This is a genomic window from Nocardia sp. A7 (assembly GCF_046549215.1).
Lineage (GTDB): Bacteria > Actinomycetota > Actinomycetes > Mycobacteriales > Mycobacteriaceae > Nocardia.
The window spans coordinates 269,242-292,389 of record NZ_JAJPWE010000001.1; the positions used below are offsets into that span (position 1 = coordinate 269,242).

General features: G+C 67.8%; 19 protein-coding genes. 4 read left to right on the plus strand and 15 right to left on the minus strand.

Annotation, left to right across the window (positions count from 1 at the left end; genetic code table 11):
- Positions 1 to 21: 21 nt before the first annotated feature.
- The 5 genes from ACLJPD_RS01140 to mqo all read right to left on the minus strand — a co-directional run bounded on the left by ACLJPD_RS01140 (position 22) and on the right by mqo (position 6,519).
- On the minus strand, positions 22 to 1,422 hold the full coding sequence (locus ACLJPD_RS01140) for a cobyrinate a,c-diamide synthase (protein WP_410869780.1): 1,401 nt from the start codon (positions 1,420 to 1,422) through the stop codon (positions 22 to 24).
- Positions 1,416 to 2,030: a cob(I)yrinic acid a,c-diamide adenosyltransferase gene (gene cobO / locus ACLJPD_RS01145; RefSeq protein ID WP_410869782.1), complete on the minus strand. Its 615-nt coding sequence runs from the start codon at positions 2,028 to 2,030 to the stop codon at positions 1,416 to 1,418. Before cobO ends, ACLJPD_RS01140 begins: the two co-directional genes overlap by 7 nt.
- 120 nt (positions 2,031 to 2,150) lie before the next feature.
- A complete protein-coding gene (locus ACLJPD_RS01150) occupies positions 2,151 to 4,325 on the minus strand; it encodes a VWA domain-containing protein (protein WP_410871884.1) in 2,175 nt (724 codons plus the stop codon).
- A gap of 143 nt (positions 4,326 to 4,468) precedes the next feature.
- Positions 4,469 to 4,909: a GNAT family N-acetyltransferase gene (locus tag ACLJPD_RS01155; RefSeq protein WP_410869783.1), complete on the minus strand. Its 441-nt coding sequence runs from the start codon at positions 4,907 to 4,909 to the stop codon at positions 4,469 to 4,471.
- The gene (mqo, locus tag ACLJPD_RS01160; RefSeq protein WP_410869784.1) at positions 4,906 to 6,519 is read right to left on the minus strand and encodes a malate dehydrogenase (quinone); all 1,614 of its coding nucleotides are present in this window, start codon (positions 6,517 to 6,519) and stop codon (positions 4,906 to 4,908) included. The genes ACLJPD_RS01155 and mqo overlap by 4 nt, the downstream gene beginning before the upstream one ends.
- A 153-nt stretch (positions 6,520 to 6,672) precedes the next feature.
- Between mqo and ACLJPD_RS01165 the strand changes: the two genes are divergently transcribed.
- Positions 6,673 to 7,695 (plus strand): alpha/beta hydrolase, encoded by a 1,023-nt coding sequence (locus ACLJPD_RS01165; protein WP_410869785.1) that lies wholly within the window; start codon positions 6,673 to 6,675, stop codon positions 7,693 to 7,695.
- Position 7,696: 1 nt separating this feature from the next.
- On the opposite strand, the gene ACLJPD_RS01170 is transcribed toward ACLJPD_RS01165, so the two are convergent.
- The 7 genes from ACLJPD_RS01170 to ACLJPD_RS01200 all read right to left on the minus strand — a co-directional run bounded on the left by ACLJPD_RS01170 (position 7,697) and on the right by ACLJPD_RS01200 (position 16,293).
- Positions 7,697 to 8,260 (minus strand): alpha/beta hydrolase, encoded by a 564-nt coding sequence (locus tag ACLJPD_RS01170; RefSeq protein WP_410869786.1) that lies wholly within the window; start codon positions 8,258 to 8,260, stop codon positions 7,697 to 7,699.
- Between the two features lie 169 nt (positions 8,261 to 8,429).
- Positions 8,430 to 10,016 (minus strand): cobyric acid synthase, encoded by a 1,587-nt coding sequence (locus ACLJPD_RS01175; RefSeq protein ID WP_410869787.1) that lies wholly within the window; start codon positions 10,014 to 10,016, stop codon positions 8,430 to 8,432.
- Positions 10,017 to 10,104: 88 nt separating this feature from the next.
- Positions 10,105 to 10,968: a type I methionyl aminopeptidase gene (gene map / locus ACLJPD_RS01180; RefSeq protein ID WP_410869788.1), complete on the minus strand. Its 864-nt coding sequence runs from the start codon at positions 10,966 to 10,968 to the stop codon at positions 10,105 to 10,107.
- A 23-nt stretch (positions 10,969 to 10,991) separates the two neighbouring features.
- Positions 10,992 to 13,268, minus strand: coding sequence for an FdhF/YdeP family oxidoreductase (locus tag ACLJPD_RS01185; protein ID WP_410869789.1), 2,277 nt, complete (start codon positions 13,266 to 13,268; stop codon positions 10,992 to 10,994).
- A 140-nt stretch (positions 13,269 to 13,408) separates the two neighbouring features.
- Positions 13,409 to 14,386, minus strand: a complete 978-nt coding sequence (locus tag ACLJPD_RS01190; protein WP_410869790.1) for an AAA family ATPase — start codon at positions 14,384 to 14,386, stop codon at positions 13,409 to 13,411.
- A gap of 4 nt (positions 14,387 to 14,390) precedes the next feature.
- The gene (locus ACLJPD_RS01195; protein WP_410869791.1) at positions 14,391 to 14,816 is read right to left on the minus strand and encodes a ribulose bisphosphate carboxylase small subunit; all 426 of its coding nucleotides are present in this window, start codon (positions 14,814 to 14,816) and stop codon (positions 14,391 to 14,393) included.
- Positions 14,817 to 14,829: 13 nt separating this feature from the next.
- Positions 14,830 to 16,293: a form I ribulose bisphosphate carboxylase large subunit gene (locus ACLJPD_RS01200; RefSeq protein WP_410869792.1), complete on the minus strand. Its 1,464-nt coding sequence runs from the start codon at positions 16,291 to 16,293 to the stop codon at positions 14,830 to 14,832.
- 107 nt (positions 16,294 to 16,400) lie between these two features.
- Between ACLJPD_RS01200 and ACLJPD_RS01205 the strand changes: the two genes are divergently transcribed.
- Both ACLJPD_RS01205 and ACLJPD_RS01210 read left to right on the plus strand, forming a co-directional pair.
- Positions 16,401 to 17,312 carry a LysR family transcriptional regulator gene (locus ACLJPD_RS01205; protein WP_410869793.1) on the plus strand — a complete coding sequence of 304 codons (912 nt, stop codon included), beginning with the start codon at positions 16,401 to 16,403 and terminating at the stop codon, positions 17,310 to 17,312.
- 35 nt (positions 17,313 to 17,347) lie between these two features.
- A complete protein-coding gene (locus tag ACLJPD_RS01210; RefSeq protein ID WP_410869795.1) occupies positions 17,348 to 18,343 on the plus strand; it encodes a class I fructose-bisphosphate aldolase in 996 nt (331 codons plus the stop codon).
- 99 nt (positions 18,344 to 18,442) lie between these two features.
- On the opposite strand, the gene ACLJPD_RS01215 is transcribed toward ACLJPD_RS01210, so the two are convergent.
- Entirely contained in the window at positions 18,443 to 19,048 is a 606-nt protein-coding gene (locus tag ACLJPD_RS01215; protein ID WP_410869796.1) for a TetR/AcrR family transcriptional regulator, read from the minus strand.
- Positions 19,049 to 19,136: 88 nt separating this feature from the next.
- Between ACLJPD_RS01215 and ACLJPD_RS01220 the strand changes: the two genes are divergently transcribed.
- Complete coding sequence (locus ACLJPD_RS01220) at positions 19,137 to 21,290, plus strand: MMPL family transporter (protein ID WP_410869797.1); 2,154 nt, start codon at positions 19,137 to 19,139, stop codon at positions 21,288 to 21,290.
- Positions 21,291 to 21,303: 13 nt separating this feature from the next.
- On the opposite strand, the gene ACLJPD_RS01225 is transcribed toward ACLJPD_RS01220, so the two are convergent.
- Positions 21,304 to 22,476: a GAF domain-containing sensor histidine kinase gene (locus ACLJPD_RS01225; protein ID WP_410869798.1), complete on the minus strand. Its 1,173-nt coding sequence runs from the start codon at positions 22,474 to 22,476 to the stop codon at positions 21,304 to 21,306.
- Positions 22,473 to 23,141, minus strand: a complete 669-nt coding sequence (locus ACLJPD_RS01230) for a response regulator (protein WP_410869799.1) — start codon at positions 23,139 to 23,141, stop codon at positions 22,473 to 22,475. Before ACLJPD_RS01230 ends, ACLJPD_RS01225 begins: the two co-directional genes overlap by 4 nt.
- Positions 23,142 to 23,148: the final 7 nt, after the last annotated feature.

Sequence of the window (23,148 nt, forward strand, 5' to 3'; positions counted from 1 at the left end):
GCCGCTCCGCGCCGTTGCACATCAGTGGTCGAATCTGCTTGCGGCAGAAACGAATCGGGCAATCGCGTCGGGGTTTCCCGCCGGATGGGTGTGCAGGTAGGAGGCATGCACCTGGCCGACCACAGCGCCCTCAGCTACGGAACCCGGTGCGCGCCAGCCCCATGCGGCGTTCTCGGCGCCCGTGCGGGACAACCGGGTGCGGTGGAATTCGTGGCCGCGCACCCTCGCGCCCGCACGCCAGAGCACCGAGTCGTGCAGGGCGACAGCGTCGCGGTAGCCCAGTGTCAGGCGAGGCCCGAATTCGGCATCGGCATCGATGACCCCTGCCATCGGGTGACCGTCGAGGGATCGCGTGAGGTAGAGCAAGCCAGCGCATTCGGCGTGGATCGGCAGGCCGCTGGCGGCACCGTCGGCCACTGCGTTCCGCAGGCGGTCGTTGGCCGAAAGCTGCCCCGCGTGCTCCTCCGGAAAGCCACCGGGAAGCACCAATCCCGCTGTCCCGTCCGGGAGTTCGTCGAACAGAGGATCGAAGACGACCACCCGAGCCCCAGCAGCAGCCAGGAGCTCCCGGTGCTCGGCATACCCGAAGGTGAATGCCGAGCCACCGGCCATCGCGACCAGCGGCCCTTCGGCCGTAGACACCGGTTCCGCTTCGCGCGCGCAGTGCTCAGCGGCAGCGAGCTCCGCCACTGGATCCCAGGCGTCGCCACTGACCGAGCCGACCGCCATCGCGACGATCGCGTGCAGATCCACATGTGCCGCGACGAGTTCGGTCATCGCGTCCACGGCGGCGGTGGCTGCGGCACCGTGTTCGACGGCGGGGATGAGGCCGAGATGACGTGAGGGGACTTCCAATTCAGCCATCCGCGGCAGGGAACCGAGGACCGGGAGGCCGACGCGGTCGCAGGCCGCGCGCAGGACTTGTTCGTGGCGCTCGCTGCCGACCCGGTTGAGGATGACGCCGCCGAGCCGGACCGACGAGTCGAAGGTGGCGAAGCCGTGCAGGAGGGCGGCGAGGCTCTGCGAGTGGCCGCGGGCGTCGACCACCAGCACCACGGGTGCGCCGAGCAAGCCCGCCACCTGGGCGGTGGAGCCCTCGGCGATCGCATCGCTGCGGTTCTCGTCGATCCGACCGTCGAACAGGCCCATCACGCCCTCGACGATCGCGATATCGCAGCCCCGCGCACCGTGCCGGTATAACGGCACCACCCGATCCTCGCCCACCAGAACAGGATCCAGATTGCGCCCCGGCCGCCCGGCCGCGAGCCCGTGATAGCCGGGATCGATGTAGTCCGGCCCCACCTTGAACGGGGCTACCTGATGCCCCGCCCGGCGCAGCGCACCGATGAGCCCGGTCGCCAGCGTGGTCTTCCCGCTACCGGAAGCAGGAGCGGCGATCACGACGGCGGGAACACTCACCATTCGATACCGCGCTGGCCCTTGCGACCCGCATCCATGGGGTGCTTGACCTTCGTCATCTCGGTGACGAGGTCGGCGACCTCGATCAGGGCCGGGGGTGCGTCGCGGCCGGTGATGACGACGTGTTGGTTGCCGGGGCGGTTGGTGAGGGTTTCGACGACCTCGTCGATGTCGACCCAGCCCCATTTGAGCGGGTAGGTGAACTCGTCGAGCACGTAGAAGCGGTGTTGTTCAACGGCCAGGCGGCGGGCGATCTCCTGCCAGCCGGACAGGGCGGCGGCCGCGTGGTCTTCCTCGGTGCCGTGCTTGCGGGTCCAGGACCAGCCTTCACCCATCTTGTGCCACTCGACCGAGCCACCCGCGCCGGTCTGCTCGTGCAGGGTCCCGAGCGTGCGGAACGCGGCTTCCTCGCCGACCTTCCACTTCGCGCTCTTCACGAACTGGAAGACCGCCACGTCGAAGCCCTGATTCCAGGCCCGCAACGCCATCCCGAACGCCGCGGTGGACTTCCCCTTGCCCGGCCCCGTGTGCACGGCCAAGACCGCTTGGTTGCGCCGCTGACGGGTCGTCAGGCCGTCCTCTGGCACGCTCTCGGGAACACCTTTGGGCACTGGTCACTCCTCGTCATTTGTCGCACTGACGCGCGTATTCGCGGCGAACGGTGGCCCACGGGGCCAGCTCGTCACCATTTCTATCAGGGCGCGCCCGGGGCCTCCGGGGGCGTGGCGGCTTTACGCCGCGCGGACGGGCGAGCCGGTGGCGCGGACCACGTCGGCGACGGTCTCACCGGTGAGTTCGTTCAAGCGCAGGTAGCGGGCGCGCAGATCGCGTGCCAGTTCCGCGGCCAGGCCGAGGCGGATCATGCCGCGTTCGCAGTCGATGACCATGGCGGTGTGACCTTCGGCGGCCAACAGCCTGGCGGCCGTGCGGGCGCGTGGGAGGGGGTCGGTACCGCCGGTGGCTCGGCCGTCGGTGAGCAGGACGAGCATCGGGCGACGGCGGGGATCGCGGACGTGTTCGCGGGCGATCACTTCGCGGGCCTTCAACAGGCCCGCGGCGAGGGGGGTCTTGCCGCCGGTACGCATTCCGGCCAACCGGCGAACGGCGATGTCGACCGAGGACGTCGGCGGCAGGACCAGTTCGGCCTCGCTGCCGCGGACGCTGATCACCGCCACCTTGTCGCGGCGCTGGTAGGCGTCGCGCAGCAGGGTGACGATGGCGCCGGTCACCGCGGTGAGACGATCTCGCGCGGCCATCGAGCCCGAGGCGTCGACCACGAAGACGACCAGATTGCCTTCTCGCCCTTCGCGATACGCGCCGCGCAGGTCTTCGGCTGCCAGGGCGAGCGGGCCGCTCAGACGACCGCGCTCGACCTGCTTCGGCGCGGCGGCGAAGACGGTGCCGAGCAGGTGCAGGCCGGTGCTGGGATCGGCATCCGCGCGGACTGTGCGGCCGGTTCTGGTCCGGGCGCGTGAACGTCGGCCGGGCGCGCCTTCACCGATACCGGGAACTTCCCAGCGCGGGATCGGTTTCGCCGCCGAAGTCGGTGTGCCCGAGAATCTTTCGGGACCCGAGCGCGAATTGTCGTTGCTGTCACCGGTGGCGCCGTTCGAACTGTCACCGCTGGAGCCACCGGCGTTCGGTCCGCCACCCGTCGATCCCGGTCCACCACCGCCGGGGCCACCGTCCTCGGGGCCGCCGCCGTCGGGACCATCGTCGGGCCCCTGGTCGTCCGGACCGTCACCGGGACCTCGTCCGTCCGAACCCGCGCGACCCGGGGCGCCGTCGACCCCCCTGCCGTCCGGACCCGCATCATCGAGACCGTCGCCCCGCGCGCTCTCATCGCCGCGCCAAGGAGAATCCGAACCGTCGGGATCGTCGCCGGCACGGTGACGGCCATTGCCGCCCTCGCCCGATCCGCGCGGACCGTCGAAATCGTCATCGTCCGAAGCCCTTTCGACCTCGGCCGCTGCGGCGTCCATCGCCTCGTCGAGCTGCTGTTCACTGATTCCGGGCTCGTCGAACGGATCACGGCGCCGCCGATGCGGCAACGCCAACTCCGCCGCGATCCGCACATCGTCCTCGGTGACCCGATCCCGCCCACGCCACGCGGCATGCGCGGTGGCGGTCCGGGCGACAACAAGATCAGCGCGCATCCCGTCCACATCGAAGGACGCACACAGCGCCGCGATCCGCCGCAGCTCCGAGTTGTCCAGCGAGACCTCGGGCAGCCGGTCCCGCGCGGTCAGAATCCGTTCGGCCACAATCTGATCGGCGTCGACATAGCGGGCGGCGAACGCGGCCGGGTCGGCCTCGTAGTCGAGACGTCGGCGCACCACCGCCATCCGCACGTCGACCTCACGCGAGGCCGCCACGTCGACGGTGAGCCCGAACCGGTCAAGTAGCTGCGGCCGCAACTCCCCCTCTTCGGGGTTCATCGTCCCGACGAGAACGAATCGCGCCTCGTGCGAGTGTGAGACACCGTCACGCTCGACATGCACACGACCCATCGCCGCCGCGTCGAGCAACACGTCCACCAGGTGGTCGTGCAGCAGGTTCACTTCGTCCACATAGAGCACGCCGTGGTGGGCCGCTGCCAGCAAACCGGGCCGGAATGTCTGTTCGCCGTCGCGCAGCACCCGCTCGAGATCCAGCGAGCCCACGACACGATCCTCGGTGGCACCGACCGGCAGCTCCACCAATCGCGCGGGCCTGGCCCCGGTCTCGTCGACAACAGGCGGCAGCAACTGCGCCAGCGCGCGCACCACCGTCGACTTCGCGGTTCCCTTCTCGCCGCGCACCAGCACCCCACCGATTCCGGGGTGCACGGCCGACAAGATCAACGCCAGCTGCAGCCGCTCCTGCCCCACCACAGCGGAGAACGGGAACCCCGCCTCACCCGCCACGCGCGCGGCAGTGTGCGGACCAGCGGCAACATCAGCAAAACCAGGCACGCCCCAACTCTATGCGCGCGGCGATCCTGGCAGCCCCCCGGGCATCTCCGGGCCAGGGAACCGAAGCCCGACACCGCCGTCGACCTGCAACTGCGTCAGCCGCGCCGCATCGGCACGTGCATGATCCCGTCGTCGTCGTATTCCGGCCCGTCGACGGCGAAACCGAACTTCGCGTACATGCCGACCAGGTGCGACTGGGCATCCAATCGCACAGTGGCCGAACCGGTTTCAGCCAGCGCGGCCTGCATCAGACGGGTGGTGTACCCATGTTTGCGAGCAGACGGCGCGACGCACACCCGGCCGATGCGATAGCTCCTCGCCCCGTCGACGAACTCCTCGAGCAGGCGCAGCGTGCCGAGCACGGAGCCGTCGTCGATCCACAGATGCCGGGTGGTCGGCAGCAGGTCACGCCCGTCCAACTCCGGATAGGCGCATTCCTGCTCGACGACGAACACATCCACGCGCAATCGCAGCAGTCGGTAGAGGGTGGCGGAATCGAGATCCGCCGCCCACGACCGCCGCAGTTCGGCACTCACACCTGTGCGAAGCTCGGGACCTGATCGCGCGCGGGGGCGTGATTGTTGCGGTCCAGCTTCAGCGTGGCGTTGGTCCAGTCCCACACTTCCTGGAACAGTGCCTGGTTCTCCGACAGCTTCTGCCCGAGCGAGGGGATCATCGTCTGCAACTGCGGGGTCCAGGCCTCGTACTGCTGCGGGAAGCAGCGCTGCATCACGTCGAGCATGGCGGTGACACAGGTCGACGCACCCGGCGACGCACCGAGCAGACCGGCGATGGAGCCGTCCTCGGCGGAGATGACCGCGGTGCCGAACTCGAGCACACCACCGGCACCCTTACGACGGATGACCTGCACGCGCTGACCGGCGGTGATCAGCTCCCAGTCCCGGGCCTGCGCGCGCGGCAGGAACTCCCCGAGCACGCTGACCTTGCCGTTCTGCGACTTGAGCAGCTCTTCGACGAGGTACTTGGTCAGGCCCAGCTCGGTGAGACCGACGCCGACCAGCGAGGCGATGTTGTTCGGCTTGATCGACTTGAACAGGTCGGTGTTTGACCCGTCCTTGAGGAACTTGGGGGTCCAGCCCGCGTAGGGACCGAACAGCAGGCCCTTGCGGCCGTTGATGACGCGGGTGTCGAGGTGCGGCACCGACATCGGCGGCGCGCCGACGGCGGCCTTGCCGTAGACCTTGGCCTCGTGCGCGGCGATCAGCTCGGGGTTGGTGGAACGCAGGAACTGGCCGCTGATCGGGAAGCCACCGAATCCCTTGGCCTCCTTGATTCCGGCCTTCTGCAGCAGCGGCAGCGCGCCACCGCCTGCACCGACGAAGACGAACTTCGCGTTGATGGTGCGCGACTTGTAGGTGCGCAGGTTGCGGACGGTGACGTCCCAGGAACCGTCGGACTGCTTGTCGAGGTTGCTGACCTCGGTGCCGAAGGCGATCTCGCCGCCGGAGTAGCCGATGTAGGCGAGCAGCTGCTTGGTGAGCACGCCGAAATCGATATCGGTGCCGCCGTCGGACCAGTTCAGCGCGATCGGGTCGCTGAAGTCGCGGCCCTTTGCCATCAGCGGCAGGCGCGCGGCGAACTCGTCGGGGCTGTCGATGAACTCCATGCCGCGGAACAGCGGGTGCGGCGACAGCGCCTCATAGCGCTTGCGCAGGTAGTCGACGTTGTCGGCTCCGTGCACGAAGCTCACGTGCGGGATGGGGTTGATGAAGCCGGCCGGGTCGTCCAGGACGCCGGTGTCGACAGCTGAGGCCCAGAACTGGCGCGAGACCTGGAAGCGCTCGTTGATGTCGACGGCCTTGCTCACGTCGACCGAGCCGTCGGCGTTCTGCGGGCTGTAGTTGAGCTCACACAGCGCCGAGTGGCCGGTACCCGCGTTGTTCCACGGGTCGCTGCTCTCCGCGGCGGCGGCGTCGAGCCGCTCGAACACCGAGATCGTCCAGTCCGGCTGCAGCTGCCGTAGCAGCGCGCCCAGCGTGGCACTCATGATGCCAGCGCCGATGAGAACTACATCGGTCTTTTCACTCTTCGCAGCGTTCGGCACGGGTAGATCGACTTCCTTGTCCTTCTCAGCTACCCACCGGCGGGTGAGTTCGCTTGGCGCGGGCGCTTTGGCGGTGTTCATGCGACTCGCGGTGAATCGCCGGGAGGTAGGTTACCCGTCGTTCACCTGATGCCAATTGTGCACCTGCACCGAGCGGAGTTCTGCAACGGACCTCCCGAATGTGATGTAAACCAACCCTGTCTGCCGCTGGAGGCGCGGGATAGATTGGGTGGTGTGACGAAAGAAACCCTCGACAACCGAGCCGACGAGCAGTGGCAGCCCGATGTTCTCGGCGCCGCCTACCAGCAGCGGACCCTCCCGCTCGGTGTCGACCCCGACGGTGAGGGCGAGGTGGTGGCCACCCTCGTGCGCTATCGGCCCGAGACCGCGGCACCGGCGGTCGAGCCGACAGTGCTCTACGTGCACGGATTCACCGACTACTTCTTCCAGGAGCACCTCGCCGAGCACTTCGCGGCTCGCGGACACCGTTTCTACGCTCTCGACCTGCGCAAATGCGGTCGATCGCGGCGTGATGGGCAGAGCGCGCACTACGTCAGCGACCTGGCCTTCTACGACGACGAGCTCAATGAGGCGCTGCAGATCGCGCGTGCGGAGACCGGCACCGATGTGCTGATCCTCGCGCATTCGACCGGTGGGTTGATCGTGCCGCTGTGGTTGGACCGGCTGGAATCGACGGTCGGCAGTGCGGCGGCGGGCGTCGCCGGTGTCGTCCTCAACAGCCCCTGGTTCGACCTGCAGGGACCGTCCTTCTACCGGACCATCGGCACTCCGGTGATCGATACGGTCGGCCGGTTCCGCGCCTTCGCCCGGCTGCCCGCCGGTGTCAACACCGCATACGGCGACAGCCTGCACCGCACCCGCTCGGGTGAGTGGGATTACAACCTGGATTGGAAGCCGCTCAGCGGCGAACCCGTCCGGCTCGGGTGGCTGCGCGCCGTCCGCCGGGGTCAGGCGCGCCTGCACCAGGGCCTGACGATCGGCGTGCCCGCGCTGATCCTGCGCTCACGGATCACCAAGTTCGCCCGCGCGCACTCCCCCGCCGTCGACGTGGCCGATGCCGTGCTCGATGTGAAGCAGATCCAGCGCTGGGCAGGTTGCCTGGGCGAGCGCACCTCGATCGTCCCGATCGAGGGCGCCCGCCACGACGTGTTCCTTTCCTCGGAAGCGGTGCGCGCCAACGCTTTCCAGGAAACCGACAACTGGCTCGACTGGTTGGCGGCGTACCGGAAGAGCTGATCTACCAGAGGCTGGTGCGCAGGACGATTTCGGTGGCGAGTTCGTGGCCCGCTTCGGTGGCGACGTTGTCGACTTCCAAAGGGACAACACGGAATTCGCCGTAGACGAAGCGGCCGGAGGCATCGGCGGTGGCGCGGGGCAGGCTCTTGGTGACCAGCATGGTGACGGGCAGCTCCAGCGGCGGGCAGGAGGCATCGGGAACTGTGCCATCGGCGGCGGAAACGGCCGGGTGCCCGTGGTCGGCGACGACCAGGCTCATGAACCGCCCGAACCGCCCCGCACACACCCGCCACGCCAACGCCGCGCCCGTCCCGCGCCCGGCGACATTCACGTAGGGCAGTTCCAGCTCGTCGAGAATCGCGAGCACCCCCGCGGGCTCGAGCCCCCCGGCCGACTCCACGACGATGGTCTGCAGCTCGGATTCGTGCAGCCGCGCGCAGACCTTGTCGAATACGTCGGCAGGGTCGTCCGCATCGGGAAGCAGCAGCACATTGTGCCGCGAAGTAGGCCCGTCGACCCGCACCGTCCAGGCCTGGTCACCGACCGTGATCTGCCGAGATTTCATGCCGGGTTACGGTACACGTCCGGGCTGAACAAAGAGGCCTGTTCCGCCACGCCCCACCGATCACTCCACCCCCGTGTACTGGGCTTTCACTGCCCACCCCGGCGAAATTGCCAAACCTGTCACAACACCGCTCCCGGGACTGTGAGGCGAGACGGGCCGCACACCCCGGTCATCGGGCGGTGCGGATCACCGGGAGGTCGGCCGGAGCGCCGTCGCGGATCAGCTGATCGAGCGCCGCGAGGTCGACGTGTCGCTCGATGAGGTCGGCGAGTAGATCGAGTTGCGTGGATCTGACGGCCGCGACCGAGGTGTCGGGGGCGACGGTGAAGCCGGTGCGTCCGGCTCGGGCGGCGACTTCGGTGAGCCAGGTGCGGCGGAACTCGTCGGATTCGAGGAGTCCGTGCAAGTGGGTTCCCCAGACCGCTTCTCTCGCACTACCTTCGGGGGCGCCATCAACGGTCAACCAGCAGGGATCAGCGGTGTGGGTGACTCTGCCGTGGTGGATCTCGTAGCCGTGCACGGGAATCGAGCCCGCTGCGCCGGTCACCTGGCGGGCGATCTTGGGGTCCGCGAATTCGATGTCGAGGTCGAGGAGGCCGAGGCCGTCCGCCACGGTCGCCAGGGTTTCGATACCGTCATGATCCGGTGTCGACCCGGGCGCCGACGATTCGGCGGCCCGGTGCTCGACGCCGTCGACAATGCGTCGGCCGAGCATCTGGTAGCCGCCACAGATACCGAGGATGGGGCGGCCCGCCGCGGCGCGGGAGCGCAGGGCCGCACCGATTCCGTTGGCGCGCAACCACTCCAGATCCGAAATGGTCGCTTTCGAACCCGGCACGACCACGAGGTCGGCGGTGGCCAGTTGGTGGGGGCTGTCGGCCCAGCGGACGGCTACGCCGGGTTCGCAGGCCAGCGCTTCGATGTCGGTGGAGTTGGAGATTCGGGGGAGGCGGATGGCGGCCACGGTGAGCCAGTCGGTGCCCTGCGGTGGGGCGGGGCGGCCGACGGGGGCGCCGGAGATGGTGCCGAGGGAGTCTTCGGCGTCGAGCCAGAGATCCTCGGCGAAGGGGAGGACGCCGAGGGTGGGGCGGCCGGTGAGGGTCGTGAGTTGGTCGAGGCCGGGTTGCAACAACGACACATCACCGCGGAACTTGTTGATGATGAAGCCCGAGATCAGTTGCTGGTCTTCGGGTTCCAGCACCGCCACGGTGCCGAACAGGTGCGCGAGGACACCGCCTCGGTCGATATCACCGACCACCAGGACCGGAATGTCGGCGGCCCGGGCCAGACCCATGTTCGCGAGATCGGTGGAACGGAGATTGATCTCGGCGGGCGAGCCCGCGCCCTCGCAGATCACCACATCGAATTCGGCACGCAGCGAAGCCAATTCGGCCGCGACGACCTCGCGAAGCTCCTGCCGGCGGGTGAAATAGTCACGCGCGCCGACAGTTCCGACCGCCTTGCCGCGAACCACCAACTGCGAGCGGCGATCACTACCGGGCTTGAGCAGCACCGGGTTGAACCGCACGCTCGGCTCCAGCCCACAGGCCCGCGCCTGCAACGCCTGGGCGCGCCCGATCTCCCCGCCGTCGAGGGTGACGACCGAGTTGTTCGACATGTTCTGCGCCTTGAACGGCGCCACCCGCACCCCACGCCGGGCGAGCATCCGGCAGATACCCGCCACCACAACGCTTTTCCCCGCGTCGGAAGTGGTTCCTGCGATCAAGAGCGCCCCGCGCAACGCCGCGTCGCTCACGCCGAACACCGATCTACCGCGTATGCCCGGCCGCCGCAACAGCTCATCCGGGCGGCAACGTCGGCCCCCCGCGAATCGGCCGACAAACTCACGGCAGAGTCAGGATTTCCGCGCCCGTCTCGGTGACAACCAACGTGTGCTCGAACTGCGCCGTCCACTTGCGGTCCTGGGTGACCACGGTCCAGCCGTCGTCCCAGATGTCGTAGTCGATGCCGCCGAGGTTGATCATCGGCTCGATCGTGAAGGTCATGCCGGGCTCGATCACCGACTCGATGTTGGGCTGGTCGTAGTGCAGGACCACCAGGCCGCTGTGAAAGGTGGGGCCGACGCCGTGGCCGGTGAAGTCGCGGACCACGCCGTAGCCGAAGCGGTTGGCGTAGGCCTCGATGACGCGGCCGACCACGTTCAGGGCGCGACCCGGCTTCACCGCCTTGATGGCCCGGTTGGTCGCCTCTTCGGTGCGCTCGACCAGCAGCCGCACCTCTTCGTCGACATCGCCGGCGAGGAAGGTGCGGTTGGTGTCGCCGTGTACGCCGTGGATGAAGGCGGTGACATCGATATTGACGATGTCGCCGTCTTCGACCACCGTCGAGTCGGGGATACCGTGGCAGATGACCTCGTTGAGCGAGGTGCAGCAGGACTTCGGGAAGCCCTTGTACCCCAGCGTGGAGGGGTAGGCGCCGTGGTCGCACATGTACTCGTGGGCGATCCGGTCGAGCTCGTCGGTGGTGACACCGGGGACCACGGCCTTGCCCGCTTCGTCGAGTGCCCGCGCCGCGATCTTGCCCGCGATCCGCATCTTCTCGATGGTCTCGGCGGTCTGCACCCAGGGCTCGTTGCCCTCGTTCGCGGTCTTCTTCCACACGTATTCGGGGCGCTCGATGGAGCGGGGAACGTCCCTGATCGGCGACTGGGTGCCGGGAACTAGTGGCTGACGGGTGCGCACGGACATAGGTGCAGTGTATCTATGTCGACTCAGCCGACCGGTTCCAGGCGCACGATGATCCCTTTCGATGTCGGCGTGTTGCTGATGTCGGCCACGCTGTCGAGCGGAACCAGCACGTTGGTCTCCGGGTAGTACGCCGCCGCCGACCCACGGCTGGCCGGATATCCGACGGCGACGAAGTTCGCCGCTCGCCGCTCGGTGCCGTCGTGCCAGATGCTGACGATATCGACCACGTCCCCGTCTGCGATCCCCCGCTCGGCGAGGTCGTCCGGGTTGACCATCACCACCCGGCGCGCGTTGTGGATGCCGCGGTAGCGGTCGTCGGCCGCGTACGGGATGGTGTTCCACTGGTCGTGGGATCGCAGTGACTGCAGCACAAGATATCCCGGCGGAGCGTCGAGCATGTCGAAGTCGTTGCAGGTGAATTCGGCTCTGCCGCTTGCGGTGTCGTAGATGCCCTTGTTTACCGGGTTCACCAGCAGCATCCCACGCGGATTGCCGACGCGGGCGTTGAAGTCCTCGAATCCCGGAACGACCCGGGAGATGTGGTCGCGCACGGTGGCGTAGTCGGCGATGAACCCCTCCCACGCAATCGTGGACTCGGCACCCAGCGTGGTGCGCGCCAGGCGGGAGATGATCGCCACCTCGCTCAGCAGGTCGGGTGAGGCGGGGTCGAGCCGCCCCCGTGACGTGCGGACCTGGCTCATCGAATCCTCGACCGTGTAGAACTGCTCGCCGGTGGCCTGGATGTCGCGGTCGCTGCGGCCCAACGTGGGCAGGATCAGCGCCGTGTCACCGCACACGGTGTGTGAGCGGTTGAGTTTGGTGGAGATCTGCACGGTCAGCGAGCACCGTCGCAGGGCCGCCTCGGTCACGTCGCTGTCGGGTGTCGCGCGCGCGAAATTGCCTGCGACACCGACGAATACCTTCGCCTTGCCGTCGCGCATGGCACGGATCGAACCGACCGAGTCGAGCCCGTGCGCGGCGGGCGGGGTGAACGAGAATTCCTTGCCGAGCGCGTCCAGGAACGACTGCGGCATCCGTTCCCAGATACCCATGGTGCGGTCGCCTTGGACATTGCTGTGCCCGCGCACCGGACACACCCCGGCGCCGGGGCGGCCGAGGTTGCCGCGCAGCAGCAGGAAGTCGACGATCTCGCGGATGGTCGGCACGCCGTGCTTGTGCTGGGTCAAACCCATCGCCCAGCACACGATGACCTTCTTGCTGGCCAGCACCTGCCGGTGCACGGCCTCGATCTCCGCACGGGTCAGCCCGGTCGCGGTGAGCGCGTGGTCCCAGCTCATCGCCCTCGTGTGCGCGGCGAAGGCATCGAAACCGGTGGTCTGCGCGGCGATGAACTCGTGGTCGAGGACCGTGCCCGGCGCCGCGTCCTCAGCGTCGAGGAGCAGTTTGTTCAGCATCTGGAACAGCGCGAGGTCGCCACCGGGGCGGATCTTGAGGAAGAAGTCGGCGATCTCGGTGCCGCGTCCGATCACCCCGCGCGCCTTCTGCGGGTTCTTGAACCGGATCAGCCCGGCCTCGGGCAGCGGGTTCACCGCCACGATCTTGCCGCCGTTGCGTTTGGTCTCCTCCAGCGCCGACAGCATGCGCGGATGGTTCGTGCCGGGGTTCTGGCCGACGACGAAGATCAGGTCGGCTTCGTAGATATCGTCGAGCGACACGGTGCCCTTGCCGACGCCGATGGTCTGTTTCAGCGCGGAACCGCTCGACTCGTGGCACATGTTCGAGCAGTCGGGCAGGTTGTTGGTGCCGAAGGCGCGGGCGAACAGTTGCAGCAGGAACGCGGCCTCGTTGTTGAGCCGGCCGGAGGTGTAGAACAGTGCCTCGTCCGGGGTGGCGAGTCCGCGCAGTTCGCGGGCCATCAGGTCGAAGGCGTCGTCCCAGCCGATGGGCTCGTAGTGGGTGGCGCCGGGCCGCTTCACCATCGGCTCGGTGAGCCTGCCCTGCTGATTGAGCCAGTAGTCCGACATGGTGTCGAGCTCGGCGACGGGGTGCTCGGCGAAGAACTGCCGGGTGACGCGACGGGTGGTGGCCTCGTCGTTGATGTGCTTGGCACCGTTTTCGCAGTACTCGTTGAGGTGGCGGCGCTCGGTCTCGGGCCACGCGCAGCCGGGACAGTCGAAGCCCTTGGTCTGATTGATGTTCAGCAGGGTGAGCGCGGTGCGGACCGGGGTGTTCTGCGAGAGCGAGTACGCGATCGCGTGCGCCACCGCCGGAACGCCGACCGCCCAGGTCTTGGGCGGGGTCACGCTCAGATCGTCTTCTGGGTCCTCGATCGAGGTCATGTGTCAGCTTCTTTTCAGTTCCGCGGCACCGCGCGTCCGGCATATCTGATAAAAGGCTTCTCACATTGTCCCACCTTGTCAAAGCGGAAAGCCCGATCACCTGATAGATGTCGGTTATCGGGCTTTCCCCTGCTCGTGACTCAGTCCGGTGCCGGCTCGAAGACACTACTGCCGTACACGTCCTCGGCGGTGAGGGTGATGAGATCGGACTTGCCCAGTGGCCGGTCGAGCGCGACCAACCGCCGGGCCTGCCGCAGCCTGCACCGTTCGATGGCGTTGCGCACGCTGCGCGCATTGGAGAACCGGGGCTGCTCCATGCGCAGCGTGAGGTACTCGGCGAAGGCCTTGTGGGCCTCGTCGTCGAAGGCGAATCCTTCCGACTCCACCATCAGCCCCGCGATCTGGGTCAGCTCCGCGTGGTCATAGTCGGCGAAGGTGAGATGGTGCGGCACACGGGAACTCAGACCCGGATTGGCGGCGAAGAAGGTCGCCATCCGATCGGGGTAGCCCGCGAAGATCACCACCAGATCACCGCGCTCGTTCTCCATTTCGGTGAGCAGGATCTCGATGACCTCCTGCCCGTAGTCCCGCTCGTTCTCCGGTCGGAACAGGTAATAGGCCTCGTCGATGAACAGCACTCCCCCGGCCGCGCGGGCGATCGCCTCCTTGGTCTTGGGTGCGGTATGGCCGATGAACTGGCCGACCAGGTCGTCACGGGTGACGGTGTGCACGCGCGGTGCTCTGATGTAGTCGAGCGCGTGCAGGATCGCCGCCATCCGCAGGGCGACCGTGGTCTTGCCGGTGCCGGGTCCGCCGGTGAAGCTCATGTGCAAGGTGGGGCGCGTGGTGGTGAGCCCGAAGCGGCGCCGCGCCCGGTCGACCTGGAGCAGCGAGGCGATCTCGCGGACACGACGCTTCACCGCGGCCAAGCCGACCAGCTCGGCGTCGAGCGCGGCCAGGGTGTCGGCCACCCTGGCCGCGGCCTCGTCGGCCGAGAGATCGAGCACCTCGTCGTCGCCGAGGATCGCAGGCTCTGGCGCCTGTTCCTCGACTGCCGTGGTCTGCGCCGAGCAGCCCGCAGACGGCCGGTGGAACCCGAATCCCTTTGGTGTGTCCATCAGTTCACTCGCCCGTGTACCGATCGCCGGTCGGACGGGCGGTGGCGTAGGACTTCACCGAGTACCGCTGGGTGCGGTCGGGGCCCTCGACGCGTTCGAGCAGGAACCCTGGCTCGTGCGCGGGTCGCTGGACGAGGAACGACATCGCGGTGGACTGCCTGCCCAGGGCCGCGTCATAGGCCAGCAGCCGGATGTAGTGCTGGGGGAAGGTGGCACGGCAGTCCGCGAGCTGGGCGAGCACGCCGTCGGGTTCGACCAGGTCGAACATCGGTAGCCCCCACATCTCCCAGTAGACATTGCGCGGGTGCGGGTCGTCGGTGTATTCCAGCGATATCGGCCAGCCGTGCTCGAGGGCGTACTTCACCTGGGCCGCGATCTCGTCGTCGGTGAGATCGGGCAGGTAGGAGAAGGTTCCGTAGCGAAGTTTCATCAGGTGCTCCTGGTCAGCTCGAGGGCACCGGAGTCGCCACCACGTCGGGCGCGTCGGTGCTGGTGTAGTCGAAGGTGATGTCGCCCCAGGTGTCGAGGGCCGCCTGCAGCGGGGTGCAGTGCTTGGCCGCTCTGCGCAGTACCTCAGGTCCCTCGATCAGCAGATCGCGACCTTCGTTGCGCGCCTTGACAACTGCTTCGAGCGCCACCCGGTTGGCCTCGGCGCCCGCGGCGATGCCGTACGGGTGGCCGATGGTGCCGCCACCGAACTGCAGGATCACATCGTCGCCGAAAAGGTCGAGGAGCTGGTGCATCTGGCCCGCGTGGATGCCACCGGAGGCCACCGGCATGACCCCGGGCATCGAGATCCAGTCCTGGTCGAAGAAGATGCCGTTGCCGAGATTTCTCGGAACATCGTTGTCGCGCAACGTGTCATAGAAGCCGCGGGTCGTTGCCGGGTCACCTTCGAGCTTGCCGACGACGGTGCCCGCGTGGACATGGTCCACGCCCATCAGCCGCGACCACTTCCCGATCACCCGGAAGCTCACGCCGTGCGTCTTCTGCCGCGTGTAGGTCGAATGCCCGGCCCGGTGCAGGTGCAGTAGGACGCCGTTCTCGCGGGCCCAGTGCGCCATCGACTGGATGGCGGTGTAGCCGATGGTGAGGTCGATCATCACCACCACGCTGCCGAGTTCCTTGGCGAAATTCGCTCGCCGGTACATCTCCTCCATGGTCCCGGCGGTGACATTGAGGTAATGGCCCTTGATCTCGCCGGTTTCGGCCATCGCCCGGTTCACCCCCTCCATCGCGTAGAGGAAGCGGTCACGCCAGCGCATGAAGGGCTGGGAGTTGATGTTCTCGTCGTCCTTGGTGAAGTCGAGACCGCCACGACAGGCCTCGTAGACCACGCGTCCGTAGTTGCGCGCCGACAGACCGAGTTTGGGCTTGATGGTGGCGCCGAGCAGCGGGCGACCGTACTTGTTGAGCATCTCCCGTTCCATGACGATGCCGTGGGCGGGGCCCTGGAAGGTCTTGGTGTAGGCGACGGGGATGCGCATGTCTTCCAGGCGCAGCGCCTTGAGCGGCTTGAAGCCGAAGACATTGCCGATGATCGAGGAGGTGAGGTTGGCGATGGAGCCTTCCTCGAAGAGGTCGATGTCGTAGGCGATGTAGGCGAAGTACTCGCCGGGTCTGCCGGGTACTTCGTCGACCTGGTACGCCTTGGCCTGGTAGTGACTGTTGGCGGTGAGCCGGTCGGTCCACACGACGGTCCATGTGGCGGTGGACGATTCGCCGGCGACGGCGGCAGCGGCCTCGATGGGGTCGACGCCGTCCTGCGGGGTGACCCTGAAGACGGCGAGCACGTCGGTGTCCTTGGGCACGTAATCGGGGTTCCAGTAACCCATTCCGGCGTAACTCTGAACACCCGGGTCCCACCGCTCTTTGATGGCCGGGCCCTCGTTCTCGATCGTCGTCATCGCCGTTCCTTTCGGGTCACGCCTGGAGAAGCCCTCTCAGTGTGTGGGCGTGGACTGTTCAACAACAATGGAATCTTTCCTGCCCACTGTTAAGGCATCATTGAACTGTGTTCGCCTCTCCTGACCTGCCTGCCGCCGCCACCTGGGGTCGGTTACGCACCTTTCTCGCGGTGTACGAGACCGGCAGCGTGCGGGCGGCCGCCGAAACACTGCACGTCACACCCCCCGCGGTGTCGGCTGCCATCACCGCGCTGGAAGATGCTTTGGGCACAAGACTTTTCGGCAGATCCGGGCGCGGCATCGTGGCAACGGACTCGGGCGAGATCTTCGCCGGATACGTGCGCAAGCTGCTCGGATTACTCGCCGAGGCGGCGGGAGCGGTACGCGATGCCGATCGGGGCCGAGTGCGGATCGGGGCCGTGGCGACGGCGAGCGAGTATGTGCTGCCGTTGTTGATGGCCACGTTCGCGCAAGCTCATCCGCACGTCGAGCTCTCGCTGTCGGTGCTGACGCGCGGCGAGTTGTTCGCCCGCGCCGCCGACCATGTCTTCGACATCGCACTGGCGGGCAGGCCGCCACGGGGATCCGGGCTGATCACCGCGGCACAACGGGCGAACCGGCTGATTCTGGTCGGGCGTCCCGGCCTGATCGAGGATCCGCTGACGACACCGTGGCTGCTCACCGGGATCGGCTCCGGCACCCGTGACACCACGCTGTCATTGCTGAGCAGACTCCAAGCCGCGCCACCACTGCTCACCCTCGGCACCTCGGGTGCCGCGGTCGCCGCCGCACGTGAGGGTCTGGGGGTCACGCTGGTGCACGAGGAGGCGGCGCGCGAGCAACTCGCCGCGGGGGAACTGGTCGCCTACGCCGTGCCGGGAACACCGCTGGATCGACCGTGGCATGTCTGCACGTCGGCCGAACCGACTTCGGCGACAAGGTTGTTCGTCGCCCACCTGTGTGATCCGGACCAGGTCGGCGCCGCCGCATTTCACACTCGGTCTCGCCCGAAGGGGTGAGGACGGCGGGCCGGGTAGCTCGCAAGCTGGTCGTCATGACGACACTTCCCGCCACCGCCCTCGCCGACATCGCCAAGCAGTTGACGAGCGGCGGCCGCGGCATTCTCGCCGCCGACGAGTCGATCACCACCATGTCATCGCGCCTGGAACAGGAAGGGGTGCCCGCGAGCGCGACCACCCGGCGCGACTATCGCGAACTGCTGCTCACCGCTGATGGCCTGTCGGCAACGATCAGCGGAATCATCCTGTGCGACGAGACTTTCGGTCAGGATCTCGCCGACGGGCGCCCGTTCCCGGTCGCGGCGCGCGAGCTCGGCATCCTGCCCGGCATCAAGGTCGACACCGGCACCACACCGCTACCCGGTCAGAACGGCGCGCTGATCACCGAGGGTCTGGACAGGCTCGGCGCGCGCCTGGCCTCCTATGCCGATCGTGGCGCCGCGTTCGGCAAGTGGCGTGCGGTGTTCGACGTGCACACGATCACCCCCTACGCCGCGCGCGCCAACGGTCAGGCCCTGGCCAGGTACGCGGCGCTGTGCCACCAGCACGGCATCGTCCCGATCGTCGAGCCCGAGGTGCTGTGCACCGGCGACCACGACCTCGCGGGGTCGGCGAATGCCACCGCGCTCGCGTTGAGCTCGCTGTTCGAGGCCCTGATCGATGCCGGGGTGGACCTGACCGGGATCGTGCTCAAGCCGAATTTCGTCACGCCGGGCCTGGACGCCGCGCCCGTCGCGCCGACCGAGGTCGCCGCGGCCACGTTCGCGGTGTTGCGCGATCAGGTGCCCGCCGAGGTCGCGGGAATCGCGTTCCTGTCCGGCGGGCATCCGACCGCCGACGTGTGCGAGTTCCTGAGCGCGTTGACTGCCATCGACGAGCGCCCGTGGCCGGTGACGTTCTCCTTCGGACGTGCCCTGGTGAGCTCCGCCCTGCATACTTGGGGTGGCGCGCCCGCCGAAGTCACTGCCGCACAACAGGTCCTGCTCGAAAACTGCCACACTGCCTCCCACGCCACCGATCAGGCGCAGTAGCTGAGCTCCGGCGAGGTCGCACCTCGCGTGCTGACGCGGTGGCAACGCGCAGCAGCGGCGCTACCCCTCGGGCACCGCTGCTGCGTCCGTTGACCAGGCCTACGAGGCGCCACTCCCGCGAGCCGTCAGATAGGACCGCAGGACCAGGCGCAGCTCGTCGGCCAGAGCGGCACGCTCGGCCTCGGGAGCGTCGACGATCATCGGCATCATGGCCCGGACGGTCTGGATGGCCACCGCGGTGCACCGGGCGCGGACATCGGGGGCGAGATCGGGGAGGACAGCGCCGACAAGGGCTTCCACGCGCACGTGGATTGCTCGGTGCGCGGGGTCGACAGCCTCGCGTAGCACGGTGGGCATGTCGGCGCGCGCGAACAGCGCCTTGAACCCGGGGTTGGCGATGTTGAATTCGACCAGCGGTCCGACGACACGGTCGAGCAGCATGTCGAGATCGCCCGGGCCGGCGGCGGTGTCGAACGTGGGACCGAAGGCGGCCAAGCGCTCCCGATACAGCTCGGCGAGCGCCGCGGCCAATTCCTCCTTGTTGCGGAAGTACTGGTAGAGCGAGCCGGGTGAGATGCCCGCGGCGGTGGCGATCGCATTGGTCGTCGCGTTCTCGTACCCACGTTCGCCGAACACCTGCGCCGCCGCGTGCAGGATCTGCTCCATGCGACGGCGGCCGCGCTCCTGACGACGTACCTCGGCCATATTCCTCCTTGAATATGCGAGCAATTACTCGTATCTTCGGTCTTACGAGTGATTGCTCGTATATTCGCAGGCTATCAGAGGAACGCCCATGCTCGGACGGTTCGTCACCCATCGACCACGCGCTCTACTCGCCGCCGCACTGGCGTTGTTCCTGCTACTTCTCGTCGCGGCCGGTGGTGCGATGGACTCACTCTCGCTGAACAGATTCGAAAGCCCCAACTCTGAATCCGGCTCCGCTGCAAGTGAATTGGCCGACAGATTCGACACCGGCGCACCGAATATCGCGATCCTGGTCACCGCCACCGGCGGCGATGTGCGCGATGCCGATGTCGCCGCGATCGGCACGCGGCTCACCGAAGACCTCGTTGCGTATCCGGGGATCGGTGACGCCTGGTCGTTCTGGTCGGCTGGAGCGCCCGCCACCTTGGCTGCCACCGATCACCGCAGCGCGCTCGTGCTCGCCTGGGCACCGGGCGACGCCGACCGGGTACGCGGCGAACTCCTGCCCGGCATCGAAGCCCAGATCGTCGAGTCCGTCAGCGACCCCGCTGTCGCGCTCACCCTCGGCGGCGCCGACGAAGTGTTCCGCGACGTCGCCGAGCAGTCCTCAGCCGACTTCCTGCGCGCCGAACTCATCGTGCTACCACTGGTATTCGCGTTGCTGGCGCTGGTGTTGCGACGAGTCACCCTGGCACTGCTCACCGTCACGATCGGCCTTTTCTGTGTGGTCGGCACGCTGGCCGCGCTGCGGGCGGTGAGCGTGTTCACCGACGTGTCGACCTTCGCCGCGAATATCGCGCTGGTCATGGGCATCGGGCTCGGCGTCGACTACGGGCTGTTCATGACCTATCGAATCAGGGAGGAACTCACCGCAGGTCACGACGTGGCTGCGGCGGTGCGCCGGGCGGTGGCGAACGCGGGGCGCACGATCGCGTTCAGCGCCTCGACCGTGGGAATCAGCTTGGCCGTGCTCTTCGTCTTCCCGTTCCCTTTCCTACGATCGTTCGCGTACGCGGGGATCGCGGTGGCGGCGACGGCGGTGGTCGCGGCGGTGGTGATCCTGCCTGCCATGCTGACGTTGCTCGGCCGTCGCGCACTGGCCGCGAAGCCGACCGGCGCTGCGGAACAGAGCTTTTGGTACCGGACAGCCGAGAAGGTGATGCGCAGGCCGGTGGCGGCGGGCGGCTCGGTGTTGCTGGTCCTGTTGCTGCTCGGCGCACCCGCCCTCGGCATGAACTTCGGTCCACCCGACGACCGGATCGTCAGCTCCGAACAGCCGGTGCGTGCCATGTACGACACCATCCGTGCCGATTTCGAGACCGAGGAAGCCGACGCCCTCCACATCGTCGCACCGCATGCCGGGCCCAACGCTCTCGGTGACATCGCGGGGTTCGCCGATCGGCTCGCCGCGATTCCCGGTGTGCTGCGGGTGGATTCGGCGTCCACGGCCGACCCGGCGCGCTTCTCCGATGGCGAGGCGACCTGGTTGCGCGTCGTGCCCACCGCCGCACGCCTGGCCACCGACTCCCCCGGCCTTGTCGCCGACATCCGCTCCACCGCAGCGCCTTTCGATGTTCTGGTCGGTGGCTTTCCGGCCGAGATGGTCGACTACCGCGACGGTGTCACGGCACGGCTGCCGGTGGTGGCGGCACTGATCCTGCTGGTCACCTTTGTCGTGCTGTTCCTGATGACAGGCAGTGTGCTCGCGCCGCTGAAGGCCTCGGTTCTCAATCTGCTCTCGATGTCGATCATGTTCGGCGTGCTGGTGTGGGGTTTTCAGGACGGCGCGTTGGCAGGCGTCCTCGGCTTCACCCCGACCGGCAGTATCGAGCCGAGCATCCCGATTCTGATGTTCTGCATCGCCTACGGCCTGTCCATGGACTACGAGGTGTTCCTGCTCTCGCGCATCAAAGAGGACTACGACCGCACCGGCGACCCGATCGGCTCGGTTCCCCGCGGCATCGCACGTTCGGCCCCACTGATCACGGCCGCGGGCCTGATCTTGGCCGCGTCCTTCGCCGTCTACGCGACCAGCGGTGTCACCTTCCTCCAGCAGCTCGGCATCGGCATGGCGATCACTGTCGCGATCGACGCCACCGTCGTGCGCGGCATCCTGGTTCCCGCCCTCATGCGCTTGGCGGGACACGCCAACTGGTGGGCACCCGGACCCTTGCGGCGCTTCCACGATCGCTTCGGTTGGCGGGAATCGGTCGAGGACACCGCGCGCGCGAGCGTGTCCTGACTCGCTGGTCGAGCTATCTCAACGGTAGCTCGACCAGCAGCGTCGTCCCGCGGCCATGCATCGACTCCACGCGCAGGGAGGCTTCGATAATGGCGCATCGTTCGGCGATCGAGGTGAGGCCGAAGTGTTGTTCGCCGTCGGTGTCGGCGGCGCGGTTGGCGCGGCGCTGCGCCGGGTCGAAACCCTCACCGTCGTCGGAGCATCCGAAGATCACCGAATCGCCGACCCGCCGAAGGGAGACCACGATGCGTTGTGCGCCTGCGTGTTTCACCGCATTGGCCAGTGCCTCCTGCGCGATCCGGTAGAGGGTGGCCGCGGCGTGGTCGGGGATGTCGTCGATGGCCGCGGCGTGGTCGACGAGGAACTCGATCGCCGGTGGGCCGTCGGTACTGACCGTGCGCACCAGCGATTCGATCGCGGCGACCAGGCCGAGGTCGTCGAGGACGAGGCTGTGTAGGCCCGAGATCGCCGCCCTGGTCTCGTTGTAGGCGAAATCGGCCAGCTCGCGGGCGCTGACGAGTTCGGCGCGGGCGCGGGCCAGGTCGCGCTGGCTCGCCTCGTCGGTGCCGTCGACATGGGCGGCGAGTTCGGAGACGGTGAGGTCGGCGGCGGACAGGTGGAACGACATCGAGGCGAGCGCGGTGGTGACGCCGTCGTGCAGGTCGAAGGCGATGCGGCGACGTTCGGCCTCCTGGGCGGTGATCGCCTGTTCGACCAGGCGGTCCCGTTCGGTGCGCTGCCGGTTGACGGTGCGGAACAGCCGCTGCGCGTGCAACCACAACCCGAGCACAGCGGCCTGCTGTTGCGCGCGCTCGAGGTCGTGCTGCCCGAAGGGGTTCCGCGGGCTGCGGTGTGCCGCCAGTACGCCAACCACGTCACCTTCCAGGCCGGGTAGCGGCAGGCACATCCGGGCGACGGTCTGCTGCGGTTCCAGGCGTAACAGTCTGCGGTGCAGTGCGTTACGCGGCGAATCGGCATCGAGCAGCACCGGCTTGCGCGTGCGGGCCACCAATCCGGTCACCCCGAATCCGACCTGTAACCGCAAGGAACCCGCGGAGGGGTGCGCGGGCCACAGATCGACGATGCTCAGATCCTGGCCGTCGATGGCGTAGAGCAACACGCCTTCGGCCCCGAGCAGTGGGGCGAGCTCCGCCGCGGTGGGAACCGCGCCGCCCGCGTAGCTCACCGAAACAGCCCCTCCCGCAGGGCAACCGCGATCGCGCCGCTGCGATCGGACACCCCCAGCTTGCGATACAGCCCGCGAATGTGGGTCTTCACGGTGTCCTCACTGACCACCAACTTGCTCGCGACCGCCCGGTTCGAATGACCGGAAACCAACAGCCCCAACACTTCTGACTCACGCTGGGTCAGTCCGAGGTGCGCGCCGGACCAGAACTGCCCCGCGTTGAGCCTGGCCGCGGCCAGCGCCACGCGGCCTGCCAGCGACGCGTCGACCACCGTTTCGCCGTCCTGGACGCGGCGCAGTTGGGCGACGAGTTCGCGTCCGTCGACCCGCTTGAGAATGTAGCCCGAGGCACCGACGCGCAACGCCTGATACAGGTAGTGCTCGTCGTCGTAGACGGTCAGCAGCACGACCTTGGTGTCGGGATACTGCACCGTGATCTGGCGACACAGGTCGAGGCCGCTGGCCTTGCCGATCCGCACATCGCACAGGACGATATCGGGCCGATGTTCGGCGACCATCCGCAGCGCGGCGGTGTCGGTGGTGGATTGGCCGACGATCACGACGTCGTCGGGAAAATGTCCGAGCATGGCGTCGAGCCCGTGCAGCACCATTTCGTGATCATCGACGAGCACCAGCGTCAGCGGGGTCGGAGGTAACTCCGGCATCCCCCCA

Excerpts from the sequence above, each read along its gene's own strand:
- ACLJPD_RS01140 (WP_410869780.1), bottom strand. The coding sequence starts at position 1,422 with ATGGTGAGTGTTCCCGCCGTCGTGATCGCCGCTCCTGCTTCCGGTAGC.
- mqo (WP_410869784.1), bottom strand. The coding sequence starts at position 6,519 with ATGAACACCGCCAAAGCGCCCGCGCCAAGCGAACTCACCCGCCGGTGG.
- ACLJPD_RS01170 (WP_410869786.1), bottom strand. The coding sequence starts at position 8,260 with ATGAAATCTCGGCAGATCACGGTCGGTGACCAGGCCTGGACGGTGCGG.
- map (WP_410869788.1), bottom strand. The coding sequence starts at position 10,968 with ATGTCCGTGCGCACCCGTCAGCCACTAGTTCCCGGCACCCAGTCGCCG.
- ACLJPD_RS01185 (WP_410869789.1), bottom strand. The coding sequence starts at position 13,268 with ATGACCTCGATCGAGGACCCAGAAGACGATCTGAGCGTGACCCCGCCC.
- ACLJPD_RS01190 (WP_410869790.1), bottom strand. The coding sequence starts at position 14,386 with ATGGACACACCAAAGGGATTCGGGTTCCACCGGCCGTCTGCGGGCTGC.
- ACLJPD_RS01195 (WP_410869791.1), bottom strand. The coding sequence starts at position 14,816 with ATGAAACTTCGCTACGGAACCTTCTCCTACCTGCCCGATCTCACCGAC.
- ACLJPD_RS01200 (WP_410869792.1), bottom strand. The coding sequence starts at position 16,293 with ATGACGACGATCGAGAACGAGGGCCCGGCCATCAAAGAGCGGTGGGAC.
- ACLJPD_RS01210 (WP_410869795.1), top strand. The coding sequence starts at position 17,348 with ATGACGACACTTCCCGCCACCGCCCTCGCCGACATCGCCAAGCAGTTG.
- ACLJPD_RS01215 (WP_410869796.1), bottom strand. The coding sequence starts at position 19,048 with ATGGCCGAGGTACGTCGTCAGGAGCGCGGCCGCCGTCGCATGGAGCAG.
- ACLJPD_RS01220 (WP_410869797.1), top strand. The coding sequence starts at position 19,137 with ATGCTCGGACGGTTCGTCACCCATCGACCACGCGCTCTACTCGCCGCC.
- ACLJPD_RS01230 (WP_410869799.1), bottom strand. The coding sequence starts at position 23,141 with ATGCCGGAGTTACCTCCGACCCCGCTGACGCTGGTGCTCGTCGATGAT.